Origin of the sequence: Paludicola sp. MB14-C6 (assembly GCF_030908625.1) — a bacterium.
GTDB lineage: Bacteria > Bacillota > Clostridia > Oscillospirales > Ruminococcaceae > Paludihabitans.
Genome location: NZ_CP133133.1, coordinates 714545 through 735607 on the forward strand (window position 1 = coordinate 714545; position 21063 = coordinate 735607).

Below are 21063 nucleotides of genomic sequence, written 5' to 3' on the forward strand. Positions count from 1 at the left end.
TTCACTTTATTAGTCGCATAAAATATTTTAATTTATTTCGCATTCTTACTTTCATTGTTCAGTTTTCAAGATACCATCGCAGTGCCTGCGAACGCAATATCGCGTCTCAGTTTCTGCTATTTTTGTAATTCTCGTTTCGCAAATCTAAGATTCTTGAATGTTGAATTACTGGTGGGCTAAAGTGGACTCGAACCACCGACCTCACGATTATCAGTCGTGTGCTCTAACCAGCTGAGCTATTAGCCCGTCTTATTAGAATCTCGGCTCTGGTTTGTTCGGTTTCTTCCTTATCCCTTAGTTGTAATCTTTCGATTACTGGTGGAGATGAGGAGGATCGAACTCCTGACCCCCTGCGTGCAAGGCAGGTGCTCTCCCAGCTGAGCTACACCCCCACATATTCAAAGTTAATTTGTTTGCAAATTTACTTTTGCTATGCGCTTCAGGATTTGGTTCTTTACCGCTATTCCCATTTTTTGAAGATACTATTTAGATTTCTCTTAATAGTGGATCCTCAAAATTAAACAATGTAAATCAGGACGACTTGTAAGAAATTTATCGTGCATCTTTTTTCTTTGTGTGTTTATGCTCACACTCAATCCATTACATTACTGTAACGTCTGACTCCATAGAAAGGAGGTGATCCAGCCGCACCTTCCGATACGGCTACCTTGTTACGACTTCACCCCAATCATTAACCCCACCTTCGGCGACGTCCTCCTTGCGGTTAGACTATCGACTTCGGGTGTTGCCAACTCTCATGGTGTGACGGGCGGTGTGTACAAGGCCCGGGAACGTATTCACCGTAGCATGCTGATCTACGATTACTAGCAATTCCGACTTCATATAGGCGAGTTTCAGCCTACAATCCGAACTGAGACTATTTTTGGGGATTTGCTCCACCTCGCGGCTTCGCTTCCCTTTGTTAATAGCCATTGTAGTACGTGTGTAGCCCAGGTCATAAGGGGCATGATGATTTGACGTCATCCCCACCTTCCTCCGTTTTGTCAACGGCAGTCTCTCTAGAGTGCTCAACTGAATGTAGCAACTAAAAATAAGGGTTGCGCTCGTTGCGGGACTTAACCCAACATCTCACGACACGAGCTGACGACAACCATGCACCACCTGTCACTAAGTCCCCGAAGGGAAAACTTAATCTCTTAAGTGGTCTTAGGATGTCAAGACCTGGTAAGGTTCTTCGCGTTGCTTCGAATTAAACCACATACTCCACTGCTTGTGCGGGCCCCCGTCAATTCCTTTGAGTTTCAACCTTGCGGTCGTACTCCCCAGGTGGATTACTTATTGTGTTAACTGCGGCACGGAAGGGGTCAGTCCCCCCACACCTAGTAATCATCGTTTACAGCGTGGACTACCAGGGTATCTAATCCTGTTTGCTACCCACGCTTTCGAGCCTCAGCGTCAGTTAAAGCCCAGTAGGCCGCCTTCGCCACTGGTGTTCCTCCTAATATTTACGCATTTCACCGCTACACTAGGAATTCCGCCTACCTCTACTTCACTCAAGAAATGCAGTTTTGAACGCGAATATGGGTTGAGCCCATAGATTTAACATTCAACTTGCACCCCCGCCTACGCTCCCTTTACACCCAGTAATTCCGGACAACGCTTGCCACCTACGTATTACCGCGGCTGCTGGCACGTAGTTAGCCGTGGCTTCCTCCTTGGTTACCGTCATTATCTTCACCAAGGACAGAGGTTTACAATCCGAAAACCTTCTTCCCTCACGCGGCGTCGCTGCATCAGGGTTTCCCCCATTGTGCAATATTCCCCACTGCTGCCTCCCGTAGGAGTCTGGGCCGTGTCTCAGTCCCAATGTGGCCGTTCAACCTCTCAGTCCGGCTACCAATCGTCGCCTTGGTGAGCCATTACCTCACCAACTAGCTAATTGGACGCGAGTCCATCTTTCAGCGGATTGCTCCTTTGATATTAAAACCATGCGGTTTCAATATATTATGCGGTATTAGCAACCGTTTCCGGTTGTTATCCCCCTCTGAAAGGCAGGTTACTCACGCGTTACTCACCCGTCCGCCACTAAGTATTCGGGAGCAAGCTCCCTCATACTTCGTTCGACTTGCATGTGTTAGGCGCGCCGCCAGCGTTCGTCCTGAGCCAGGATCAAACTCTTAATTAAAATTGTATTATACGCTTTTAATCAAGCTTTATAATCTGGTTCATTACTTACTGTCGTATTTTCCTGTTTTTTTGAATTTATCGGGTATGATTAATTCATTTTAAATTTACATTGTTTAATTTTCAAGATCCACTCTGCTGTTTTCAGCAGCTTGTCTCACAACGTTTCCGTCGTTTGACGCTTAATTATTTTATCACACTCAAGCGTTTTTGTCAAGCACTTTTTTTCTTTATTTTTTAAAGTTTTTTCAGTGTTTAACGGCTTTCGCTCGTTGTGTCTACTCTTTCGAGCAGCTTTATTATCTTATCACAACCGCTCTCTTTTGTCAAGCATTTTTTTACTTGATTTTCGAGGTTTTTCTAACTCGTTTCCGTTTTAGTAGGTCGTTTTGACAACTTTTATATTCTATCATATGCGAAGCTTTTTGTCAACATCTTTTTTCTTCTTTTTTCTCGGTTATCTTTGCTCCTCGTTGTCATGTTCCCCATGTTTCTAGAACTCCAATGTCTTACCTTGAATCCAGTAGCTTTTCAGTTGTTGACTGCCTTCTCAAAAGACAGCTTGTCTATATTATCATAGCTATTCCCTTTTGTCAACCGTTTTATGAAAGGAAATTTGTGGAGAAGTCTTGTTTTCGATTACGCTTCATTATATATGGGGGAAATGGGGCGAATAAAGCAGCCAAGCTATGCCTATACTTAGCTTGGCTGCTGAACAACTATTTAATTCAAATTCTCCTTCCACTAATCGGGATGATAGTGTCATCTTCACGCAACTTAAAAGTATATTCCATTTTTACAAAATGACTAGGGTCGTCATCATTAATCATGTCATTTACATCCGATTGAACAACTACAGATTCACCTTTGATAATCGTTTTTATAAATTTGCAATTTGCCTCCGGACCTGGAGAAATATCAACTTTTAGATTCTCTTTATTTGCGACTGAAAAAGGAAAATCCTCTACTTCAAATTCATTTTTTATAATCATCATCACTTGCTCATAGTTTAAATAAAGGGGTCCTGCTTGAAGTCGAACATTTTCCTCTAAAATTTTCTCGTAAAATGGATATTCATATGCAGCACTGCGAAAATACCAATTTAGCTTTTCAAATGGAACTTCTTTAATGTTTTCGAATTGAAAGCCTTTTGGTCTTATCATACTTATACCCTTAACGCGTCCGTAAATCGCTTGCAAGGCACCAAGGCTAACTGTATCTGATTCACTATCTACTTTCATTGTCAGGCTTAAGTCTTCATATTTTTCTTTCATAATCTTTGATGAGCCTTGTTCAGACGAACTATTTAGTTTTTGTGAGCTTGAATTACATGATTCACTTTCACTAATATCTATTTTGTTTTTTGATATAGAACTTGAGCAAGCTGTAAATATACCCATTAATAATATCATTACGTAAAATAAAATATATTTTCTCATTTTAATTTATCCCCCATAAATAATATGCCTACCTCTTTCACTGTGAACACTATTATATACTTGCTGCAATGGAACAAGGAATTCTCCATAATACTGATTATTGTAGTTGCAATCTGATAGTAACACCATATGTGTATTAGGATTATATGCTTTTACAACAATATAGTGACCTGTATCTGCAGATGACGGATAGTATGATGTCAGATATTTAGGTATTGAATGCAGAATGACAGGAGCGTCTACTCTTAATGACTGAATAATTTTTAACTCCAAACTGTCAATTTCAATATTAGTACAGTCCAAGTCTTTATAAGTTTCACGATATCCAACATATAAGTTAATGGCATTCCGCACTTGATATACAATTGCTCCATTAGTTCCGACCCCGCCCATATCTTTTGCTAAATTTACTTGTTTGTCATCATAAGATGATCCAGCAATTCCTCCTTCTTCCCCATATGAAGATATTACTTGTAATGCTGAAGCTACACCACAATAATACGATGTGCTTTGTTGTATCAACGGTGTATTAGTACCGTATATACCTCCCTCATACCAACTTGGCATTATTTGAGGTGACAATTCATCCATTATTACTGATTTAACATTTTCTAAGGCTGTATTAGGAGATTCACTGTATTCTTTTAAAAACATACTATCATTGGAAAATATATTTACGTATTTATCGATTATATCGACATTCTCTTGCGAAGGATATAATTGAACCAAATATTCACGTAATCCCTCAAGTGTGGTAATGTTATTATTGCCTTTCGCCCACACGCTACTCGTTCCAAATAACATTGTTACCACTAACATTAAACTGACTAAAGCCGAAATCCTTTTGTTAACCTTTTTCATAATAATTCTCCTTACTTTTACCGATACGTATTCGTATCCAATGTTTCAGACGAATGATTATTAAGAGGACTCCAAACCAACTTCTCTTAATACCCATATTATATATATATATCAAAAATGTCAAGTATTTACTGGTGACAAAATGGAAACAAAATAAAAAGCCGACACGACGTCGGCTCTTGGGTGAGTTATGTAGATTTTTTTCTATAGAATAAAACAACCAATAAAGGTATATAGGTTATCAATAATATTAGTTCACCAATCTGAAACATTGTATTCATGTAATGAACCTGCTCTATTAAATTTCCATTAACCTGTGTAACGACAAACAAATACCATCCACCATAAAATACTGCAGTAATTGCAACAAACTTACACAACAATACAACTAAGCCCCTATATACAATACCTTTGCAAATCATATTGCCATTTTTTCGCATTAAAACCCAAAACATATATATCAGTACTAGATTTATAAATGCAACTAAAATAATGGGTAAAAATGATTTATGATGCAAATTCGGTATTTCAGTTAAATCTCTGAATCGGTCGAGGTCAATACCTCCGTAAAAGTTATGATTAAATAGCAGAAATATTATTCCAGCACAAGCAATCGTTATTAACATAACTGTCGCTATTGTTCCTATTACTTTGAAATTTATATTTTGTAGTTTAGTTTTTTCACATTCCACCATAGTTTGTTTGTCTCCTCTTCGCTTTCATGCTCCATACAACTTTATATCCATATTATATAACCCTATTGAAATTGTCAACACTTTACTGGCAACAAAATGGTTATAATTATTACAAAAACAAGTAATATTTACGGTTGAAAATAAAAAATTCTCTATTTATTTTTTCCTTGGTTGCACGTTTTCGTGCAACTTTTTTGTTTATATAGGCTATTAGTGAAAGGGGTTTTATAGATGATAACGAAACTAGACTTAAAAGAACAGATGTTTTGCTATTATTACGCAAAGCTGCAAAACGTAAAAGAGGCGGCATTAAAGGCCGGATACTCCAAACATAATGCAGAACGACAAGGCGATAAGCTGCTGCAACGAAAAGAGATTGTATCTCATATTAAAAAGCTAAGCCAACAGCAAAAAACATGAGAGCTCAAACAAAGCGTAATTGCAGGGCTTACTCGGCTGGCATTCGCCAACACCAATGATGCCATTAAGTTGATCTTTGAAAACAAAGAGGCATTGCAAGGCCAAATCGAACAGCTAGACTTATTTCATGTTGCAGAAATTAAAATCCCAAAAGAAAATGCAATTGAGATTAAGTTTTTTGACCGATTTAAGGCTTTTGAACAGTTAACGGAATTAATGCAGCTTCAAACGGATGCACAAGAAGTGAACGAATTTTATAAAGCACTTGAGCTCGGTGCAAAAAGTTTGAACAAAGACGAGGTTGACGAATGAAAATTAAGCCTTTTAGTAAAAAACAACTTATGCTACTTACTTGGTGGTGCAGCGAAAGTAAGAATCGCTCATATGATGCTGTCATAGCAGACGGAGCAGTTCGAAGCGGAAAAACACTTTGTATGTCTATCTCATTTGTTTCATGGGCATTTTCTCGTTTTCACAATCAAGATTTTGCAATATGCGGTAAAACCGTTACATCACTGCGACGTAACGTAATTCGTCCCCTTATCGAAGTACTGCATTCGCTTAGCTTTCATTGTGAAGAAAAGCTATCCAAAAACTATATTGAGATTACTTATAAAAACATCCATAACCGCTTTTACTTGTTTGGCGGTAAGGATGAAGGAAGTGCTTCGCTGATTCAAGGTATTACACTTTCAGGGCTTATGCTGGATGAAGTTGCGTTGATGCCACGTTCGTTTGTGGAACAGGCGTTGGCTCGTTGCTCGGTTACGGGTTCAAAATTTTGGTTTAATTGTAATCCCGAACACCCCTTTCATTGGTTTTATACAGAGTGGATTCAAAAGGCTTCTTCTAAAAATGCATTGTATCTTCATTTTCAAATGGAAGACAATCCTTCTCTATCCAAAGATATTCTCAAGCGATATCAAGGTCTTTATTCGGGAACATTCTACGAGCGGTTTGTTCTTGGAAAATGGGTTCAAGCACAAGGCTTAATTTATCCAATGTTTCATATGGATAGCCATTCGTTTGCTACTCCACCTCAATCCTGTTCTTGTTATTATGTTTCTTGTGATTATGGAACAGTCAACCCAACTTCTATGGGATTATGGGGCGAGTCAAACGGAAAATGGTATCGCTTAGCAGAATATTATTATGCTTCTAAAGTACATATGGCACACAAAACGGATGAGGAGTATTATCAAGCTTTAGAAAATCTTTGTGGACACCTACCCATTCGAGCAGTAATTGTTGATCCATCTGCCGCAAGCTTTATTGAATGTATTCGTCGACATGGCAAGTACAAGGTAGTTCCTGCAAAAAACGACGTATTAACAGGTATTCGTCAAGTGAGTGATGCATTAAAATCGAACAAACTCTTATTCTCTGAAGACTGTAAAGACACCATACGTGAGTTTTCACTTTATGTATGGGAGCAAAACGCAAGGGGGGATTGTCCCAAAAAAGAAAATGACCATGCAATGGATGATATTCGTTATTTTGTGAATACTGTAGTTTTTGAAAAGCAAGATAATTTCTTTGTAATGTCAGCAATTCGATAGGGAGGAGGTATTTTGGAATTTCCTTTAATCTAAAACTCTATCCGTCGTCTGCGGTCGCCACCTTCCTCTAAGAGGAAGACTTTTGAAATCATTTGTCCATTACATCAACCTCTTCGTGTTTTGGCGGACACGGCACGCCGTGTCCCTACGCGTTGTAATGAAACGTAATGTTCAGTAGAGGGCTCTGTATTCATCCATTGATGGTTTATTTTGTAGGGGTCAATTCCATATTGACCCGTTCGGACAGATATGGAATCTGTCCCTACATTATCAGGTTAATTTAGCCTACTATTTTTTCCACCATATAACAAGGAGGTGAAACAACTGAACCGAACAAAACGAAATAAAAACCCAAACGGAGTTTCTGTTGTGCAAACTGCAAGATCTACCACTTCAAGATTTTCAATCTTAGACAGCTATTTTCCACTACATACTCCACAAAATGCTTTGTATGATGCATTACGAGAATCTGTTCCTATTATTGATGCAGCAATTATGAAAATCATTCGACTTACGGGTGGTTTTACGTTAACCTGCTCAGATAAGCTGGCTCAATCAGAACTACAGCATTTTACTCAAACCGTAAAAGTGGGTGGAGCATCAATAGGATTAGAAAGCTTTATCTGTACTTATCTGGAGAATCTTTTACTGTACGGAAACGCAGTTGGTGAAATTGTATTAAACCAAAGTAGAACACAAGCAGTAGGATTATATAACGCAAGCCTAAATGACATTACCTTAAAGCAAGGTAGAAACGCTTTGGAATTTATTCCATGCGTGAAAACCGATACAGGCGAACCCATACCTGTTTCGTATCCCGAATATATTCTATTCACCGCACTGAACCCAAAGCCGTCCGACATTTATGGAAATTCATTATTAAAAGGGCTTCCGTTCGTAGCTTCTGTACTAATGAAAATCTATGAATGTATTGGAAACAATTTTGAGCGAATTGGCAATGTTCGATATGCAGTCACATATAGGCCCAAAGATGATACGATTGATCCTGCTGTTGCAAAGGAACGTGCAACACAAATTGCACAAGAATGGTCTAATGGGATTAATGCTGCAAAGAACGGACAAATTACCGATTTTATCAGTGTTGGTGATGTTTCCATTCAAGCAATTGGTTCCGACAACCAAATCATTGATACCAATATTCCCGTTCGTCAAATGTTAGAGCAAATGATTGCTAAGCTTGGATTGCCTCCGTTTTTGCTTGGACTAAATTGGAGCACAACGGAACGAATGAGCAAACAACAAGCTGATATTCTAACTAGTGAGCTAGAATATTATCGCAGATTGCTAACGCCCATTATTCAAAAAATATGTAATACCTTTTTACGGCTTAATGGCTATTCATGCGGCGTTTCGGTATCTTGGAGTATTATCAATTTGCAAGACGAAATTGAACATGCACGAGCAGCATTTTACAACGCACAGGCTGAAAAAATCAACAGAGAAAGAGGGGATATTTAATGAGTGAGCACATTTTAAAATCGATTCAACCAACATCGGATGATTTAACCCGCATTAACCAATACACAAGACGGACGCTTAAGGAAGATGAAGTATACACTTTCTCGGTAATCCTTTGTGACAATGATATTGATAGAGATCATGAGCGATTTACCAATGAAGCGTTGCTCCAGCTTGAAAAGCTGTTTGTTGGAAAAACGGGAATTTTTGATCATGAACCCAAAGGTGCTAACCAAACAGCCCGCATTTTTGAAGTTGAATTTGTAACTGATACCAATAAAATCAATAAGCTGGGTGAGCCTTACTGTTACTTAAAAGCAAAGGCATATATGATAAAAAGCCAAAGAAATGAAAGCTTAATGCTTGAAATTGATGGTGGTATTAAAAAGGAAGTCAGCGTTTCTTGTAGTGTTGCGGACATTACCTGCTCTATTTGCGGGGCTAATCAAAAAAGTGGCTATTGCGAGCATATAAAAGGCAAGATTTACAGCAACAAAGAATGTCATCATTTATTAAGTAATGTTACGGATGCATATGAATGGTCTTTTGTTGCCATTCCGGCTCAAATAAATGCAGGAGTAATAAAATCGTATCAGCAAAAGGAGGAAAGAACTTTGCAAAACACAGATACTATATTAAAAGCACTGAATCATTGTGAACAGGATTCCGTTGTTTTAACAAAACAAGAGGCTGACGGCATTTCGCAATATATCAACGAGCTAAAGCAACAAGCTCAGCTAGGCGAGCAATATCGCTGTGATTTAATTAAAGAGGTTAAGCGGCTTTCTTTTTTAACAAAAGAACATCTTGCTCCGCAAATTATTGAATCTGTAGCAAACAAAATGGATATTGTTGAATTAAAGGCTTTTATTGATAACTATAAGCAAACAACGCAAAACGAGCCAAACATTCAACTTGCGAAAACACAAGCCGGTAAGAATCAAAATTACGATAATTTTAAACTATAGGGAGGAATTCAAATGAGCCAAATGTACAACGGATTAAACGAAGCAATCGCAACATTCAATGGTAACGCTGAAATTGGTGAGCTTATTACGATTGCATCCAATGGAGTTGCAATAAAAGCAGCTTCCGATAAAGACATCATTGGTGTTTGCATTTCAAAAAGATGCGAATTAAACGGAATTCAACTAAGAGGTGCTGTTACAGTAAACTATACAGGTACTGCTCCTGTACTTGGATACAACAATTTGCAAACTGCCAGTCCAACCTCTGTTAAGGTTTCCGCTTCCGGACGTGCTTATCTTGTATTAAATGTAGATTCTACAACAAAGCAAGTAACAATTTTACTATAGTAAGGAGGATTATAATATGGCATTTTACGATAATATTACATTAGAAAAAGGTATGTATCACAGCAACAAGTCATTTTCACAAGTCTTAGAAGAACTTGATCCAACCAGTAACTACCAAGGAAGCGATTTATCCAATTTAGATGCGTTTGAACGTCAATTGAAACGATTTGACATCAAAGTAAAAGGTCAGCAATCCGACACACTTTCTAAATTCTTTCAAACCACTCAATCCGCAGCATTATTCCCCGAGTATGTAAAACGATGTGTGATTCAAGGATTAACAGAAGCAAACATCTTACATGATATCATTGCAACCAACACAAAAATCGATTCCTTTGATTATCGTCCGATTACTTGCATTTCCAATGACGAAGATAAAAAGCTCAACCGCATTGCAGAAGGTGCGCAAATTCCGACCACCGAAATTAAGATGCAAGACCGATTAATTCAGCTGTATAAACGTGGAAGAATGTTGCTTGCTTCTTATGAAGCTTTGAAATCCCAACGTTTAGATTTATTTGCAATCACCTTAAAGCAAATCGGTGCTTATATTGCAAAATCTCAATTAGAGGATGCCATTGAAGTGATTCAACATGGGGACGACAATTTGAATGTTGCAGAAGTTGTTGGAGCTGCAACTGCAGGTACTCTTACATATGATGATTTAATCAATTTATGGAGCAAGTTTGAAAGCTTTGAAATGAACCGCCTGCTAGTAGCTCCTGACGTAATGGTTAAGTTATTAAATATTGCGGAACTGAAAAATCCGGCAACCGGACTAAACTTCCAAGCAACTGGAAAGCTTTCTACTCCGCTTGGTGCAACATTATATCGTTCTTCTTGTATACCTAGCGGTAAAATCATTGCATTGGATAAAAACTTTGCATTAGAAAAGGTAACCGCAAGCGAGGTATCTATTGATAGTGATAAATTAATTGATCGGCAATTGGAACGATCCGCTATTACTTCAATAGCAGGCTTTGCAAAAATATTTGAAGGTGCTTCTAAAATATTAGAAGTATAAAAAGAGAACGGGTATCGCCTCGTGGGCGATACCCGTTCTCTTTTTATTATGAATTTACTGAGCTGAGCAAGCACCATTACATGATCCACGTTGTCCATTGCCCATTCTCATTCCCTGTCCATTACCTTTACCTTGACCGTTTGATTTTCCAAAACCTAAGCCGTATTTTCTCATGATACCTTTAGAACCTGTTCCATCGCAATTTGCTTGATTTTCTTTGATTTCATTGATAATTTCGTCTGCTTTTTCCTGTGTGATAGTTCCGTCGGCAACTTTTGTTGCTAGAAAATCTTTTTTCATATCAAACATTTCAGTTTTAAACTCTTCCAGTTTGCCAGCATCCTTTGCAATTGTTCCATATGTCTTATCTGTATCTTGCTTAATTTGAGTAACCTCTTCTACAGTTTTACCTGTTACTCCAGCAGCGGCCTCTGCAGGGGTTTTATAATTGGAAGCTGCCATTGCGGTTGTTGAAAATGCGGAAACCATCAATACTACGGCTCCTATGGATACTAGTTTTTTCATCTTTGTCATATTAAATGACTCCTTTTCAAAAATATATTTAGCATATATGCTATGGTTATAATATAAATAGAATTTGTGTTTTTCTTGTGTTTTAAGTTGGGTATATATTTTACTTTTTGTTTATTAAATTTTGAATATCAGCCTTAACCTTTGAAAAGTCTAGACCTTTTGATGCACAAAAATCCCTTATTACAGCTGTTGTATTATCAATCTTTACCCCCATAACTTCTTCTAACTCTTCTTGTTTCACTCCGTTTGCGAATACCTCTTTAAAAATGGTTTTACCTTTAATAAAGTTCTCACTTTCTTCGGATTCACTTGAAGAATTATTAGTTAAGGAAGATTTTACAGAAACAAGATGAGTATTTATAAACTCAGTTTGCTCATTTGTTAAATTTCCTTTTGATAAAAGAATTTCTTTTGCAGTTTCGGGAAAATATGTTGTATTATCAAGTTCAATCTTAAACCCTTTGTATAAAGCAACAAATATTCTGACTGAATTTGTACCCACTTCTTTTGCGTTTTGGCTTTCCGTTTGATAGATGGTTTCCAGGTCTTTACAAGCAATGGTATCATAGCTATCTTTATTTGATATAAAAGCTTTTCCTAGGTCATTCAGGGGTATTTTAAATAAATCGCTAATTTCTTTGAATGTATAAGAGCCTCTTATATCATTGGGATTATATTCTCCTGCAAATTGACCGCTTTGATATTTTACAGGTATTTTTGTACTGGTTGTATTCCAAAATCCTAATATTTTGGTTGTAATGATTGTTGCTGATATAACGCCTACAATAACTATCCCTAATATCAATTGCTTTATTTTCATTATTTCTTCCCTCCCAGCGAGAGCATTACGGTATCCTGCACCGGGCATTTACTTTCACTTGTACATTCAAGACAAGAAATACATTGATGATTGTATATTTTATTTTTAGATGATACTTCAATATTCATAGGACACGCTGTATCACAAGCTTTACAATTTACACAAGTAGTTGAATTTCTTTTAACTTTGAATAATCTGACCAAGTTCGTCGTTCCGAGCAATGCTCCATATGGGCATGCATACTTACAAAACGGACGCTCAATTATAAGCGATAATAACAATGTAACTGCAAGCACAATATATGCTGAAATTGCAACTTCACCTGTGAACATATTAAATAGTGCGTAATACGGGTCAACGTCTTGGAAAACGAGTTTAGCACTTACTGCAGTATTATAAATAACAAGAGCGAGTACAACATACCTTAAATAGCGTAAATACTGATCAATTTTTGCGGGTATGATATGGTTGTAACGTTTTCCAAATATCTTTTTTCCTATCTTACCTAAGAACTCTTGTACTGTTCCAAGCGGACACATCCAGCTGCAAAATACAGGACCGAACAGTATAGATAAAAAGAATACCGCATACATCAATATTATCGATGAGCTGTGGATTTTTTGAACCAATGTTCCTGAAGCAAGATAGTTATAAATGGAAACAACACCCCCAAATGGACAAACAGCATGGAGTGAAGCAGTTGATAAAAATGGTATGATTATTCCTGCTTCATTCAAAGCTTTGCCGATAACAATGGATAAAACAACAATAAAAAATCCGATTTGTACAATGTGCCTTATTTTTTTACTTTTCTTATTACTCATTAACTTAACCCCCTTATATGGTTTACGATTGATATAATAGAAGGTTAATTTGTCAAAACTGTGGCAAAAATTCAGCTTATTGAAGTTTTTTTATTCTTAATAAAAACACACAATTGCCATTTTTATTGTTTATAGTATAATTAAATTATCAAACTGAGAGGTGACGAGAATGCATTATATCTTAATTGCAGACGATAACGAGCAAATTTCATCTATTATATCTGAATACTCTAAAAAAGAGGGATATACTCCGTTGATTGCAGATAACGGACAAGAAGCTCTTGATAAATTTAATGAATTTTCACCCGATATTATTTTGCTTGACGTTATGATGCCCATTATGGATGGATTCGAAGTTTGTAGAGAAGTTCGGAAAAAATCAAATGTGCCAATCATTATGATTACCGCTCGTGGGGAAGATTTTGAAAAAATTATGGGGCTTGATATTGGTGCAGACGATTATATCGTAAAACCTTTCTCTCCCGGAGAAGTTATGGCAAGAGTCAGAGCCATTCTCCGCAGAGCCTCAAAAGATAATGATGATGCACAAATCTATAAATATGATAATCTTACTATAAACCTCGACACTTATACCGTAACGATTAACAAAGAAGTTCTATCTTTAACCAAAAAAGAAATTGAAATATTATGGACTCTTGCAATTAACAAAAACAAGGTTTTTTCAAGGGATAATTTATTAAACAGTCTTTGGGGATATGATTATTTTGGTGATGCTCGCACTGTGGATTCCCATATTAAGCGTTTGAGAGCAAAACTTGACAAGTACCCTCATACGAATTGGGATATTAAAACAATATGGGGTGTTGGCTATAAGTTTGAGGTTAATCAAGATGAAAAATAAAATTGTTGCAAAGCTCACCGGATATTTTTCAGCTGCATTACTTATTTTCTCTGTTATTATAAGCTTAATTTTCTTACTGCTTTTCCGCAATAATACAATAGAGCTTCAAAAGACACAATTACAGCAGCGTGCTGTTAAGATTTCGGAAACCCTATCAAACTTCTTTGATGATAATGGCGCTATGAGCGGCGGTATGCGACATGCCGGAGGATATGGTGCGTATATTAAGTTTTTAAATGACATTGCAATGACAGATGTTTGGATTGTTGATGAAGATTTAAATATCCTCACTCCCAAACATAACATGGAGTATACTGTATCAGAGCTTCCTAAAAATGCAGAAGATATCGTAAAAAAAGTCTTTACAGGCAAAACTACATTTAGCCAAAGCTTTAGCTCACTTTTTGAAGCCCCTATGCTTACCATAGGTACTCCTATTCAACTGAACGACGGATCAATTGTTGGAGTTGTTCTTTTACATTCTCCTGTAGAAGGAATTGATACTGCTGTAGAAAATGGATATATGATATTAGCAATCAGTATTGGTACAGCATTGATTATCGCACTTTTGCTTTCATTTGGATTTTCACTTACCTTTACAAAGCCACTTAAAAAAATGAATCATACTGCAATACAGCTTGCCGAAGGAAATTATATCGTTAAAACCAATATTCAACAACAAGATGAAATAGGCGAACTCGCAAAAAATCTTGATATTTTATCAAAAAAGCTTTATGACGCTTCACAAGAAAGTGAAAGGCTGGAACAGCTTAGAAATGATTTTGTTGCAAATATCTCTCATGAACTGCGTACACCTGTAACGGTTATCAGAGGTTCTTTGGAAGCTTTAAACGACGGTGTTATTTCAGAGCCTTCTCAAGTACAAGAATACTATAAACAAATGCTGAGTGAAAGCAAAAGCCTGCAACGATTGGTGGGCGATTTGCTTGATTTATCAAGGCTGCAAAATGTTGACTTCAAAATAGAGATGACAAGGCAAAATGTGTTAGACATATTGAATGATGTTATAAGAAGCGGGAAAAATATTGCCCAAAACAAAAACATTACAATTCACTTTGAAAGCACAGCAAATCATACCGATATTAAAGGTGACTATGGCAGACTCAGACAGATGTTTATGGTTATACTGGATAATGCAATTAAGTTTTCACCAAATGAAGGACAAATTGATATAAAACTTTATGGAACAAAAAATATAACTGTTTCAATAAGAGATTATGGACCAGGAATTCCAAAAGAAAATTTGCCTTTTATATTCGATAGATTTTATAAAACAAAATCGGCTCAAAACAAGAATGGAACAGGGCTTGGTCTTGCAATTGCAAAGCAGATTGCGTTAAGACATAATGCTAATATAAAAGTGGAAAGTGATAATGGTTGTTTATTCAAAATTGAATTTTTATTATAATGTAATAGGGAACGGCACAAATGTCGTTCCCTATATTATTCTTATTTTAAATACTCTTCTTTTAATATAGAAAAAATGAAATCATCGAATATAATATCACGATACCCTTTGACACATTTTCGAATGCAACCTTCCTTTATAAATCCGAGCTTTTGCAGTAATGCTTTTGATGCCTCATTTTCTGCAAACACACGAGCCGAAACTACATCTACTTTTTTTATTTCAAATAAAAATTCAAGAATACAGCTTAAGGCTTCTGTCATATAGTCGTTGGATGCATATTTTTCATTTAAAAAATAAGCAAGACAAATGGAATTTACTCCATATCTTAATGCATCTTCTTCGAAAAATACCGCTCCAATCACCTTATTGTTCTCTCGTAAATGCAATAAAAAGGCATTTTCGGAATTCGAATACTCTTTCAAATTCTTCATAGCTTGTTCGTCAGTTAATTTTTTCATAGCATTATATTGTAATACATATTCGCTATTGCGCATTTCTATATAATCATTGAAATCTTCAATAGTTGCTTGCCGAATGTTTAATCTGTCAGTTTGCATGTTATACTCCTTGGGCTAATTGCTACTTATCCTAATTTATTAAAATACATTTTAACCGAAAACGATTATTGATTCAACCATATTACGAAAAAACAATATGATAATTAGTATCTTTTTATTTACTCCATTATTTTACCGATATAAATACAATTCACTTTTTTATATACTACTAAAAAAGTAGCTGCAACTAAAAGTGAAATTGATATGAGCATTCCAACAATTGAAAAACAGCGTAATCCTACAACAATAAGAGGAGTAATGGATAAAAGAAAAGCGATAATGATGCATACAAATGTCGCATTTACTAGCTTTGGTAAAATAGTTTTTTTCATTAAAATGATTACAGACATTATGATTGTTATCACAGTCAATATTGCAGTAAGCAGAGGAGTAAAACTCGCATAAAAAAATGGGGTTAAGCTAAAATAGGAAAACGTTTTTCTGATGGTTTTGTTCGGTGCAGCAGCAAAATTCAGTACAGCACCATATGGGAGTATTTCTAATATAACTGTAATCAACATAGCTATCAACGAAGATCGCATTGCCTTTTTCTTCACAACATTCACCTTGCCTTACAATATATTCCTAATAAAATGATTATATCATAAAAAGTCTGTTTGCACGTAAGTGAAAACAGGTTCCTGTGATAAAATGTTCTCGTTATGGTCAAAATCTTTGATTTTGGGTACCATTGAGGTTATTATATCATACCAAAATATTGATTACAATAGCATCCAATAATAGAAAAACATATCTTTATAGACTGAAAACACCTATATACAATCTGTTTCGACTCGTATAAGCTCAATGTGACTAACTCACAGAAAAATATTGCAATCAGAGTATACTAATAGCATAAGATATACTAAAACAAATTAAGATTGATCTTTTGCAAAACACTATGATTGCTTGAAATGTAATATGACTTAAAATCCTATAATGTGACTAAATCACTGAAAATTCGTGCAATAAAAATATAATAAAAGCATAGTATATAGCAAAAGAAACAAAAGCGAAATAATAGCTTTACCCTTAGTAAACAAACATATCATATTAGGAGGAAAACATATGAGCGTATTAACAATTACAAAAGAAAACTTTGAACAAGAAGTACTTAATTCTGATAAACCGGTATTACTAGACTTTTGGGCTAGCTGGTGTGGACCATGTAAAATGCTCTCCCCGGTTGTAGATGAAATTGCAGGCGAAGTAACAGATGACGTTAAAGTTGGCAAAGTTAATGTTGACGAAGAGCCTGAGCTTGCATCTGCTTTTCGAGTAATGAGTATACCGATGCTAGCTTTTATTAAAGATGGTAAAGTGGTTGATACATCAATCGGAGCAAAACCAAAAAGTGCTATTATCGATATGATGAACCTTTAAAATAACGGATTAAATAAGTTAGAAATCTCTTAAGTTATTACAAAATGTGAAAAACGCAATGACAATGAAATCGTTCAAAAATACAGATTTGGTTTACAACAAAGTAAATGATTGAATAACAAACTAACGGTAGCAAGAAGTTTTCTTGCTACCGTTTTGCTATTGATAAAGTAATCTTTTATTTGATGTTTGCTAGATATAAAGTCCATTGTTTTGGGTTATATTGGGCTATCCGCCCAAGCCTGACCATGCTTTTTGGCAATCGCCCCAAAAAGCATGGATAAAAAACGCTTTTTTTCTCAAAATTGTTTTTTATATGACATCGCGCCTATGTTTGTACAAAACGATAAAGTTTCAGTTTGTGCTATATTATTCTTTATTTGCTTCCCTGGATAATTTCTTGAAAAATCGTTATGCGACCAGCAATTATTCCACGCGATTAGCATTTGATCAAGCAGTAAACTTTACTTTATGTCATTTTCAAAAAAACAATTTTCGCAAGCAAATTTCTTTAAATATTCAGTTTTTTCTTGCGCTTCCAGCTTGTTTTATTTCAAAAATGCACTCGGTTATAATAATGCCCTTAATTTTTTCTTATCTAATAGTTTTACGCCTTTTCGTGAAACCTCAACAAGCCCTTCATTCACAAAATATTTGAGCATACGAGAAACTACTTCTCTTGCACTACCTGTATATTTTGCAATTTGCTCATGGGTAAGTGTGATGAAGTCAGATCCGTTTTTTGCACTTTCATCTAATAAGAAAATGGCAAGACGTTTATCGAAACTCATAAATAGTATTTGCTCCATAGCCCACATTACATCTGAGAAACGGTCTGTTGTCACTTTATATGAAAAATTTTCAGCATAAATATTCTCATTGCATACTTGTTGAAAATCGCTTGAGTTTAGAATAATAACCTCACTATCTTCATCAGCTTCTATATGAACATCAAACGTAATGTTTCGCATAATACAAGAAGCAGATAATACGCAAACATCACCTTGCCTTGGGCGAAATAATGTTATTTCCTTGCCCTCCTCCGAAAGCATATAAGTGCGAAGTCCACCACTTTTTACAACTAAAACACCAATGCAGTCGCTATCACCACGATGGATAACATCTCCTTGCTTATAGTTTACTGAAACCATGCTTTGCTTTAGCAAGGCTCTTTCCGGTGGAGTTAAGTGATTCCAAAATGTCAATACTGTCTTAACATAATCCAACTGTTCCGATGTTATCATAAAATATGCCTCCTTTTTATTGATTCTTTCCTTCAAATATGATATATTACTTTATATGCAATAATATATCCAAAATTTAACTTTTAAAATATATTCGAGGTATAAAATGAAAAAAATTTTGATTCTTTTTTTAAGCATTAGCTTATGTTGCATGTTAATTTCTTGTAAAGCTGATACTACTAATCTTAACATTTCAAGCAAGGATAATCAAGTGGATTCGTCTAGTACAAGCAGTCAAATGGAAAGTAGTAGTTCTGAAGTATCTTCTACTACTTCATCACAAGCACCAAGTTCAAATAAATCCAGTTCGACTAAAAGCGCTCCAACTACTGCAACGAGCAATAATAGTAAAAATGCTACTTCCGCAGTATCAAGCCAACCAGTTCAAACCGTTCGTGTTACATTCCCAGAAGGTACCACTATGGCAAAAGCCTTTGACACTTTGGAAGCAAAAGGAGTTGCCAAACAAAAAGAGCTTTTTCAAACCGCTGGCAGTGTTGATTTTTCAGCATATAGCGTGGTAAACGAAATTAAGCCCGCTTCAACCAGATGTTTTCTATTAGAAGGTTATTTATTCCCAAGCACCTATGATTTTTATGTAAATGAAAAGCCCGAAAGTGTAATTCGAAAAATGCTCAATGTTAGCAATAAAAGAATCACACAAGCATATAAAGATCGTGCTGCACAGCTTGGTTATACAATGGATGAAATGATAACGCTTGCATCCATCATTCAAAAAGAAGCACATGTGACAAAGGAATTTACACGTGTTTCATCTGTTTTTCATAATCGTTTAAAAGCCGGAATGAAATTGCAATCCGATGTTACCATCAAATATGTGGAGGGCGCTATTAAGCCATACATAGATGGTGATACTAACCGATTCAACTCCTATTACAACACCTACAAATGCAAGGGGTTACCTGCCGGACCGATATGCAATCCAGGAATTTCTGCTATAGAAGCAGCATTAAATCCGGAAAGCACAAACTATCTATACTTTGTAAATGATACTGCGGGAAACTATTATTATGCGGCTACCTATGAAGAACACCAGCAAAATTGCCAAACTGCTGGCGTAACACCATAAATTTATAGAAACAAGGGAGTTATCCAAAAACGGATAGCTCCCTATTTTGTTATATTAATATTTATGCAAAAAGTTTTATGAAATAAACTCGCCATGATAACTTGTTGTATCTATAAAAATATCATAGTCGGTAGACGTACGATTATTATAATAAAATGTGCATTGTTGAAATGGATTGATTGAGTTTGCTTGAGGTTTATCAGCTAAAATATCTAAATGGGAGAATTTGTTGTCATCACTTACTAACAATATTGATTTTTTCGTTAGAACCTTTTCAGGTATGTTTTTTATATTGGAAATGTTAATACACAACTTTACCCATGTCGTTTTTGTTGTAGTAGTATCTTCAATAAAATGCTTAAACTGTTGTATCGTTTCAATTTTATATGCATTTGAAGCAGTAGCACCCGTTCCTCCACCATAATCACTGCTCTCTTCTATAGTATTATAATCCATATAAGATGCAAAAGGATCTGTTTGGGATGATGAGCTCGTGGAAGAAGAAGTATCATCTTTGGAGCTTTCTGATGGAGTATTACTAACAACACTTGTCGTTGTAGATTCTTTATTTGAAGGATAGCTTTCCGGAGTATCCACATAGTTTGATAAAAGAATGATATCCAATAACATACCTGCTCCTTGCACAGCATTTCCGGCAGTCGATTGAATTCCCATATCTACAACATAGATATTAGTTGTGTGTGCTTTTATTCTAATCGGTTTCTCTTTACCGATTTTTTGAATGGCTGAACCTATGTTTTGCACACTCGTTTGTGGTTTTAATAAAGTAGTATCAGATTGATGAAAAGAAGCATTGGGGATATCTCCACCGACTTTTGTATAATCAAAGAAAAATACATTTGATAATCCCTTATTCTCTATTTCTCGAGTTATGAATTCAACTGTATAATCAATATCTGCGTTAGAGTTATTTTGAACAATTAACGGCCTTTGTTGTCGAAATCCCGGTTGAATATCTGCAATTTCCGATTTGCCATTATACTCGAAAAACTTACGGTTTGTTTTGTCCTCTTCATCAATTGAAATCAACGAATTTCCGTTAGAAAATATTTCAGCTATTGTAGTCGGTAACGGCGCCGCTTTAGATTCTCCACTTGAATTAGGCAAAATATTAACCGGCTTATTGGTGGTCATTAGTTTCATTGCAACATTCGCTGTTACAATTTTATTATTCTTGTTTGCAACAGTACCCGAAAATCCTGCAAAGGAATTAACTGCTATTGCAGTCAATAAGCCAACCGATAATACGATTCCTAAAATAAGACGTACAATCTTTGCATTTACAGATGATAAAAGCATTGAAGGTTTCATTAATAGCATAGTAATCCCTCATTCTATTTATTTCCCCTCAAAGCTTT

At 35.9% G+C, this 21063-nt stretch carries 21 protein-coding genes, 2 tRNA genes and 1 rRNA gene; 11 read left to right on the top strand and 13 right to left on the bottom strand.

Translation table 11 applies throughout. The annotated features are described in order from the left end of the window. Positions 1-169: 169 nt before the first annotated feature. The 6 genes from RBG61_RS03375 to RBG61_RS03400 all read right to left on the bottom strand — a co-directional run bounded on the left by RBG61_RS03375 (position 170) and on the right by RBG61_RS03400 (position 5140). A tRNA-Ile gene (locus RBG61_RS03375) sits at positions 170-246 on the bottom strand. A 70-nt stretch (positions 247-316) separates the two neighbouring features. Continuing rightward, positions 317-392 (bottom strand) — tRNA-Ala (locus RBG61_RS03380). 237 nt (positions 393-629) lie between these two features. After that, a 16S ribosomal RNA gene (locus RBG61_RS03385) occupies positions 630-2146 on the bottom strand. Positions 2147-2873: 727 nt separating this feature from the next. Then, entirely contained in the window at positions 2874-3584 is a 711-nt protein-coding gene (locus RBG61_RS03390; protein ID WP_307945758.1) for a hypothetical protein, read from the bottom strand. Positions 3585-3590: 6 nt separating this feature from the next. Continuing rightward, complete coding sequence (locus RBG61_RS03395) at positions 3591-4445, bottom strand: C39 family peptidase (RefSeq protein ID WP_307945761.1); 855 nt, start codon at positions 4443-4445, stop codon at positions 3591-3593. A 188-nt stretch (positions 4446-4633) separates the two neighbouring features. Next, positions 4634-5140: a hypothetical protein gene (locus tag RBG61_RS03400; protein ID WP_307945763.1), complete on the bottom strand. Its 507-nt coding sequence runs from the start codon at positions 5138-5140 to the stop codon at positions 4634-4636. A 231-nt stretch (positions 5141-5371) separates the two neighbouring features. Here RBG61_RS03400 and RBG61_RS03405 point away from each other — a divergent pair, with 231 nt between their 5' ends. The 7 genes from RBG61_RS03405 to RBG61_RS03435 all read left to right on the top strand — a co-directional run bounded on the left by RBG61_RS03405 (position 5372) and on the right by RBG61_RS03435 (position 10938). Next, positions 5372-5560, top strand: coding sequence for a terminase small subunit (locus tag RBG61_RS03405; RefSeq protein WP_307945766.1), 189 nt, complete (start codon positions 5372-5374; stop codon positions 5558-5560). A gap of 69 nt (positions 5561-5629) precedes the next feature. After that, positions 5630-5872 (top strand): hypothetical protein, encoded by a 243-nt coding sequence (locus tag RBG61_RS03410; RefSeq protein ID WP_307945768.1) that lies wholly within the window; start codon positions 5630-5632, stop codon positions 5870-5872. Continuing rightward, a complete protein-coding gene (locus tag RBG61_RS03415; RefSeq protein ID WP_307945771.1) occupies positions 5869-7119 on the top strand; it encodes a PBSX family phage terminase large subunit in 1251 nt (416 codons plus the stop codon). Before RBG61_RS03410 ends, RBG61_RS03415 begins: the two co-directional genes overlap by 4 nt. Positions 7120-7488: 369 nt before the next feature. Further along, positions 7489-8598 carry a serine/threonine protein phosphatase gene (locus RBG61_RS03420; RefSeq protein WP_307945773.1) on the top strand — a complete coding sequence of 370 codons (1110 nt, stop codon included), beginning with the start codon at positions 7489-7491 and terminating at the stop codon, positions 8596-8598. After that, positions 8598-9566: a hypothetical protein gene (locus RBG61_RS03425; RefSeq protein WP_307945775.1), complete on the top strand. Its 969-nt coding sequence runs from the start codon at positions 8598-8600 to the stop codon at positions 9564-9566. The genes RBG61_RS03420 and RBG61_RS03425 overlap by 1 nt, the downstream gene beginning before the upstream one ends. A 12-nt stretch (positions 9567-9578) precedes the next feature. Next, positions 9579-9914 carry a hypothetical protein gene (locus tag RBG61_RS03430; RefSeq protein WP_307945776.1) on the top strand — a complete coding sequence of 112 codons (336 nt, stop codon included), beginning with the start codon at positions 9579-9581 and terminating at the stop codon, positions 9912-9914. A 16-nt stretch (positions 9915-9930) separates the two neighbouring features. Continuing rightward, on the top strand, positions 9931-10938 hold the full coding sequence (locus tag RBG61_RS03435; protein ID WP_307945779.1) for a phage major capsid protein: 1008 nt from the start codon (positions 9931-9933) through the stop codon (positions 10936-10938). A 54-nt stretch (positions 10939-10992) separates the two neighbouring features. Here RBG61_RS03435 and RBG61_RS03440 read toward each other — a convergent pair whose 3' ends face one another. The 3 genes from RBG61_RS03440 to RBG61_RS03450 form a co-directional block, all read right to left on the bottom strand. Beyond that, a complete protein-coding gene (locus tag RBG61_RS03440) occupies positions 10993-11472 on the bottom strand; it encodes a hypothetical protein (protein WP_307945781.1) in 480 nt (159 codons plus the stop codon). A gap of 100 nt (positions 11473-11572) precedes the next feature. Beyond that, positions 11573-12292: a hypothetical protein gene (locus RBG61_RS03445; protein WP_307945784.1), complete on the bottom strand. Its 720-nt coding sequence runs from the start codon at positions 12290-12292 to the stop codon at positions 11573-11575. Further along, positions 12292-13116 carry a 4Fe-4S binding protein gene (locus RBG61_RS03450; protein ID WP_307945787.1) on the bottom strand — a complete coding sequence of 275 codons (825 nt, stop codon included), beginning with the start codon at positions 13114-13116 and terminating at the stop codon, positions 12292-12294. Before RBG61_RS03450 ends, RBG61_RS03445 begins: the two co-directional genes overlap by 1 nt. A gap of 169 nt (positions 13117-13285) precedes the next feature. Between RBG61_RS03450 and RBG61_RS03455 the strand changes: the two genes are divergently transcribed. Both RBG61_RS03455 and RBG61_RS03460 read left to right on the top strand, forming a co-directional pair. After that, a complete protein-coding gene (locus RBG61_RS03455) occupies positions 13286-13978 on the top strand; it encodes a response regulator transcription factor (protein WP_307945788.1) in 693 nt (230 codons plus the stop codon). Continuing rightward, complete coding sequence (locus RBG61_RS03460) at positions 13968-15407, top strand: sensor histidine kinase (protein ID WP_307945791.1); 1440 nt, start codon at positions 13968-13970, stop codon at positions 15405-15407. The genes RBG61_RS03455 and RBG61_RS03460 overlap by 11 nt, the downstream gene beginning before the upstream one ends. Before the next feature lie 41 nt (positions 15408-15448). Here RBG61_RS03460 and RBG61_RS03465 read toward each other — a convergent pair whose 3' ends face one another. Together RBG61_RS03465 and RBG61_RS03470 are read right to left on the bottom strand one after the other, a co-directional pair. Next, positions 15449-15967, bottom strand: a complete 519-nt coding sequence (locus RBG61_RS03465) for a GNAT family N-acetyltransferase (protein ID WP_307945793.1) — start codon at positions 15965-15967, stop codon at positions 15449-15451. A 119-nt stretch (positions 15968-16086) separates the two neighbouring features. Beyond that, positions 16087-16524 carry a hypothetical protein gene (locus tag RBG61_RS03470; RefSeq protein WP_307945794.1) on the bottom strand — a complete coding sequence of 146 codons (438 nt, stop codon included), beginning with the start codon at positions 16522-16524 and terminating at the stop codon, positions 16087-16089. 511 nt (positions 16525-17035) lie between these two features. On the opposite strand from RBG61_RS03470, the gene trxA reads away from it, so the two are divergent. Further along, the gene (trxA, locus tag RBG61_RS03475) at positions 17036-17350 is read left to right on the top strand and encodes a thioredoxin (protein WP_307945796.1); all 315 of its coding nucleotides are present in this window, start codon (positions 17036-17038) and stop codon (positions 17348-17350) included. A gap of 569 nt (positions 17351-17919) precedes the next feature. Here the strand turns inward: trxA and RBG61_RS03480 are convergent. Continuing rightward, entirely contained in the window at positions 17920-18594 is a 675-nt protein-coding gene (locus RBG61_RS03480; RefSeq protein ID WP_307945798.1) for a Crp/Fnr family transcriptional regulator, read from the bottom strand. A 106-nt stretch (positions 18595-18700) separates the two neighbouring features. Between RBG61_RS03480 and mltG the strand changes: the two genes are divergently transcribed. Then, on the top strand, positions 18701-19684 hold the full coding sequence (gene mltG, locus RBG61_RS03485; protein WP_307945801.1) for an endolytic transglycosylase MltG: 984 nt from the start codon (positions 18701-18703) through the stop codon (positions 19682-19684). A 75-nt stretch (positions 19685-19759) separates the two neighbouring features. Here the strand turns inward: mltG and RBG61_RS03490 are convergent, their stop codons facing one another. Next, a complete protein-coding gene (locus RBG61_RS03490; RefSeq protein WP_307945804.1) occupies positions 19760-21025 on the bottom strand; it encodes a hypothetical protein in 1266 nt (421 codons plus the stop codon). Positions 21026-21063: the final 38 nt, after the last annotated feature.

Bases quoted from the DNA above. Each gene is read 5' to 3' on its own strand.
- RBG61_RS03405 (WP_307945766.1), top strand. From the start codon at position 5,372: ATGATAACGAAACTAGACTTAAAAGAACAGATGTTTTGCTATTATTAC.
- RBG61_RS03450 (WP_307945787.1), bottom strand. From the start codon at position 13,116: ATGAGTAATAAGAAAAGTAAAAAAATAAGGCACATTGTACAAATCGGA.
- RBG61_RS03440 (WP_307945781.1), bottom strand. From the start codon at position 11,472: ATGACAAAGATGAAAAAACTAGTATCCATAGGAGCCGTAGTATTGATG.
- RBG61_RS03395 (WP_307945761.1), bottom strand. From the start codon at position 4,445: ATGAAAAAGGTTAACAAAAGGATTTCGGCTTTAGTCAGTTTAATGTTA.
- RBG61_RS03390 (WP_307945758.1), bottom strand. From the start codon at position 3,584: ATGAGAAAATATATTTTATTTTACGTAATGATATTATTAATGGGTATA.
- RBG61_RS03455 (WP_307945788.1), top strand. From the start codon at position 13,286: ATGCATTATATCTTAATTGCAGACGATAACGAGCAAATTTCATCTATT.
- RBG61_RS03460 (WP_307945791.1), top strand. From the start codon at position 13,968: ATGAAAAATAAAATTGTTGCAAAGCTCACCGGATATTTTTCAGCTGCA.
- RBG61_RS03465 (WP_307945793.1), bottom strand. From the start codon at position 15,967: ATGCAAACTGACAGATTAAACATTCGGCAAGCAACTATTGAAGATTTC.
- trxA (WP_307945796.1), top strand. From the start codon at position 17,036: ATGAGCGTATTAACAATTACAAAAGAAAACTTTGAACAAGAAGTACTT.
- RBG61_RS03435 (WP_307945779.1), top strand. From the start codon at position 9,931: ATGGCATTTTACGATAATATTACATTAGAAAAAGGTATGTATCACAGC.
- RBG61_RS03490 (WP_307945804.1), bottom strand. From the start codon at position 21,025: ATGCTATTAATGAAACCTTCAATGCTTTTATCATCTGTAAATGCAAAG.
- RBG61_RS03445 (WP_307945784.1), bottom strand. From the start codon at position 12,292: ATGAAAATAAAGCAATTGATATTAGGGATAGTTATTGTAGGCGTTATA.
- RBG61_RS03425 (WP_307945775.1), top strand. From the start codon at position 8,598: ATGAGTGAGCACATTTTAAAATCGATTCAACCAACATCGGATGATTTA.
- RBG61_RS03480 (WP_307945798.1), bottom strand. From the start codon at position 18,594: ATGATAACATCGGAACAGTTGGATTATGTTAAGACAGTATTGACATTT.
- mltG (WP_307945801.1), top strand. From the start codon at position 18,701: ATGAAAAAAATTTTGATTCTTTTTTTAAGCATTAGCTTATGTTGCATG.
- RBG61_RS03400 (WP_307945763.1), bottom strand. From the start codon at position 5,140: ATGGTGGAATGTGAAAAAACTAAACTACAAAATATAAATTTCAAAGTA.
- RBG61_RS03415 (WP_307945771.1), top strand. From the start codon at position 5,869: ATGAAAATTAAGCCTTTTAGTAAAAAACAACTTATGCTACTTACTTGG.
- RBG61_RS03430 (WP_307945776.1), top strand. From the start codon at position 9,579: ATGAGCCAAATGTACAACGGATTAAACGAAGCAATCGCAACATTCAAT.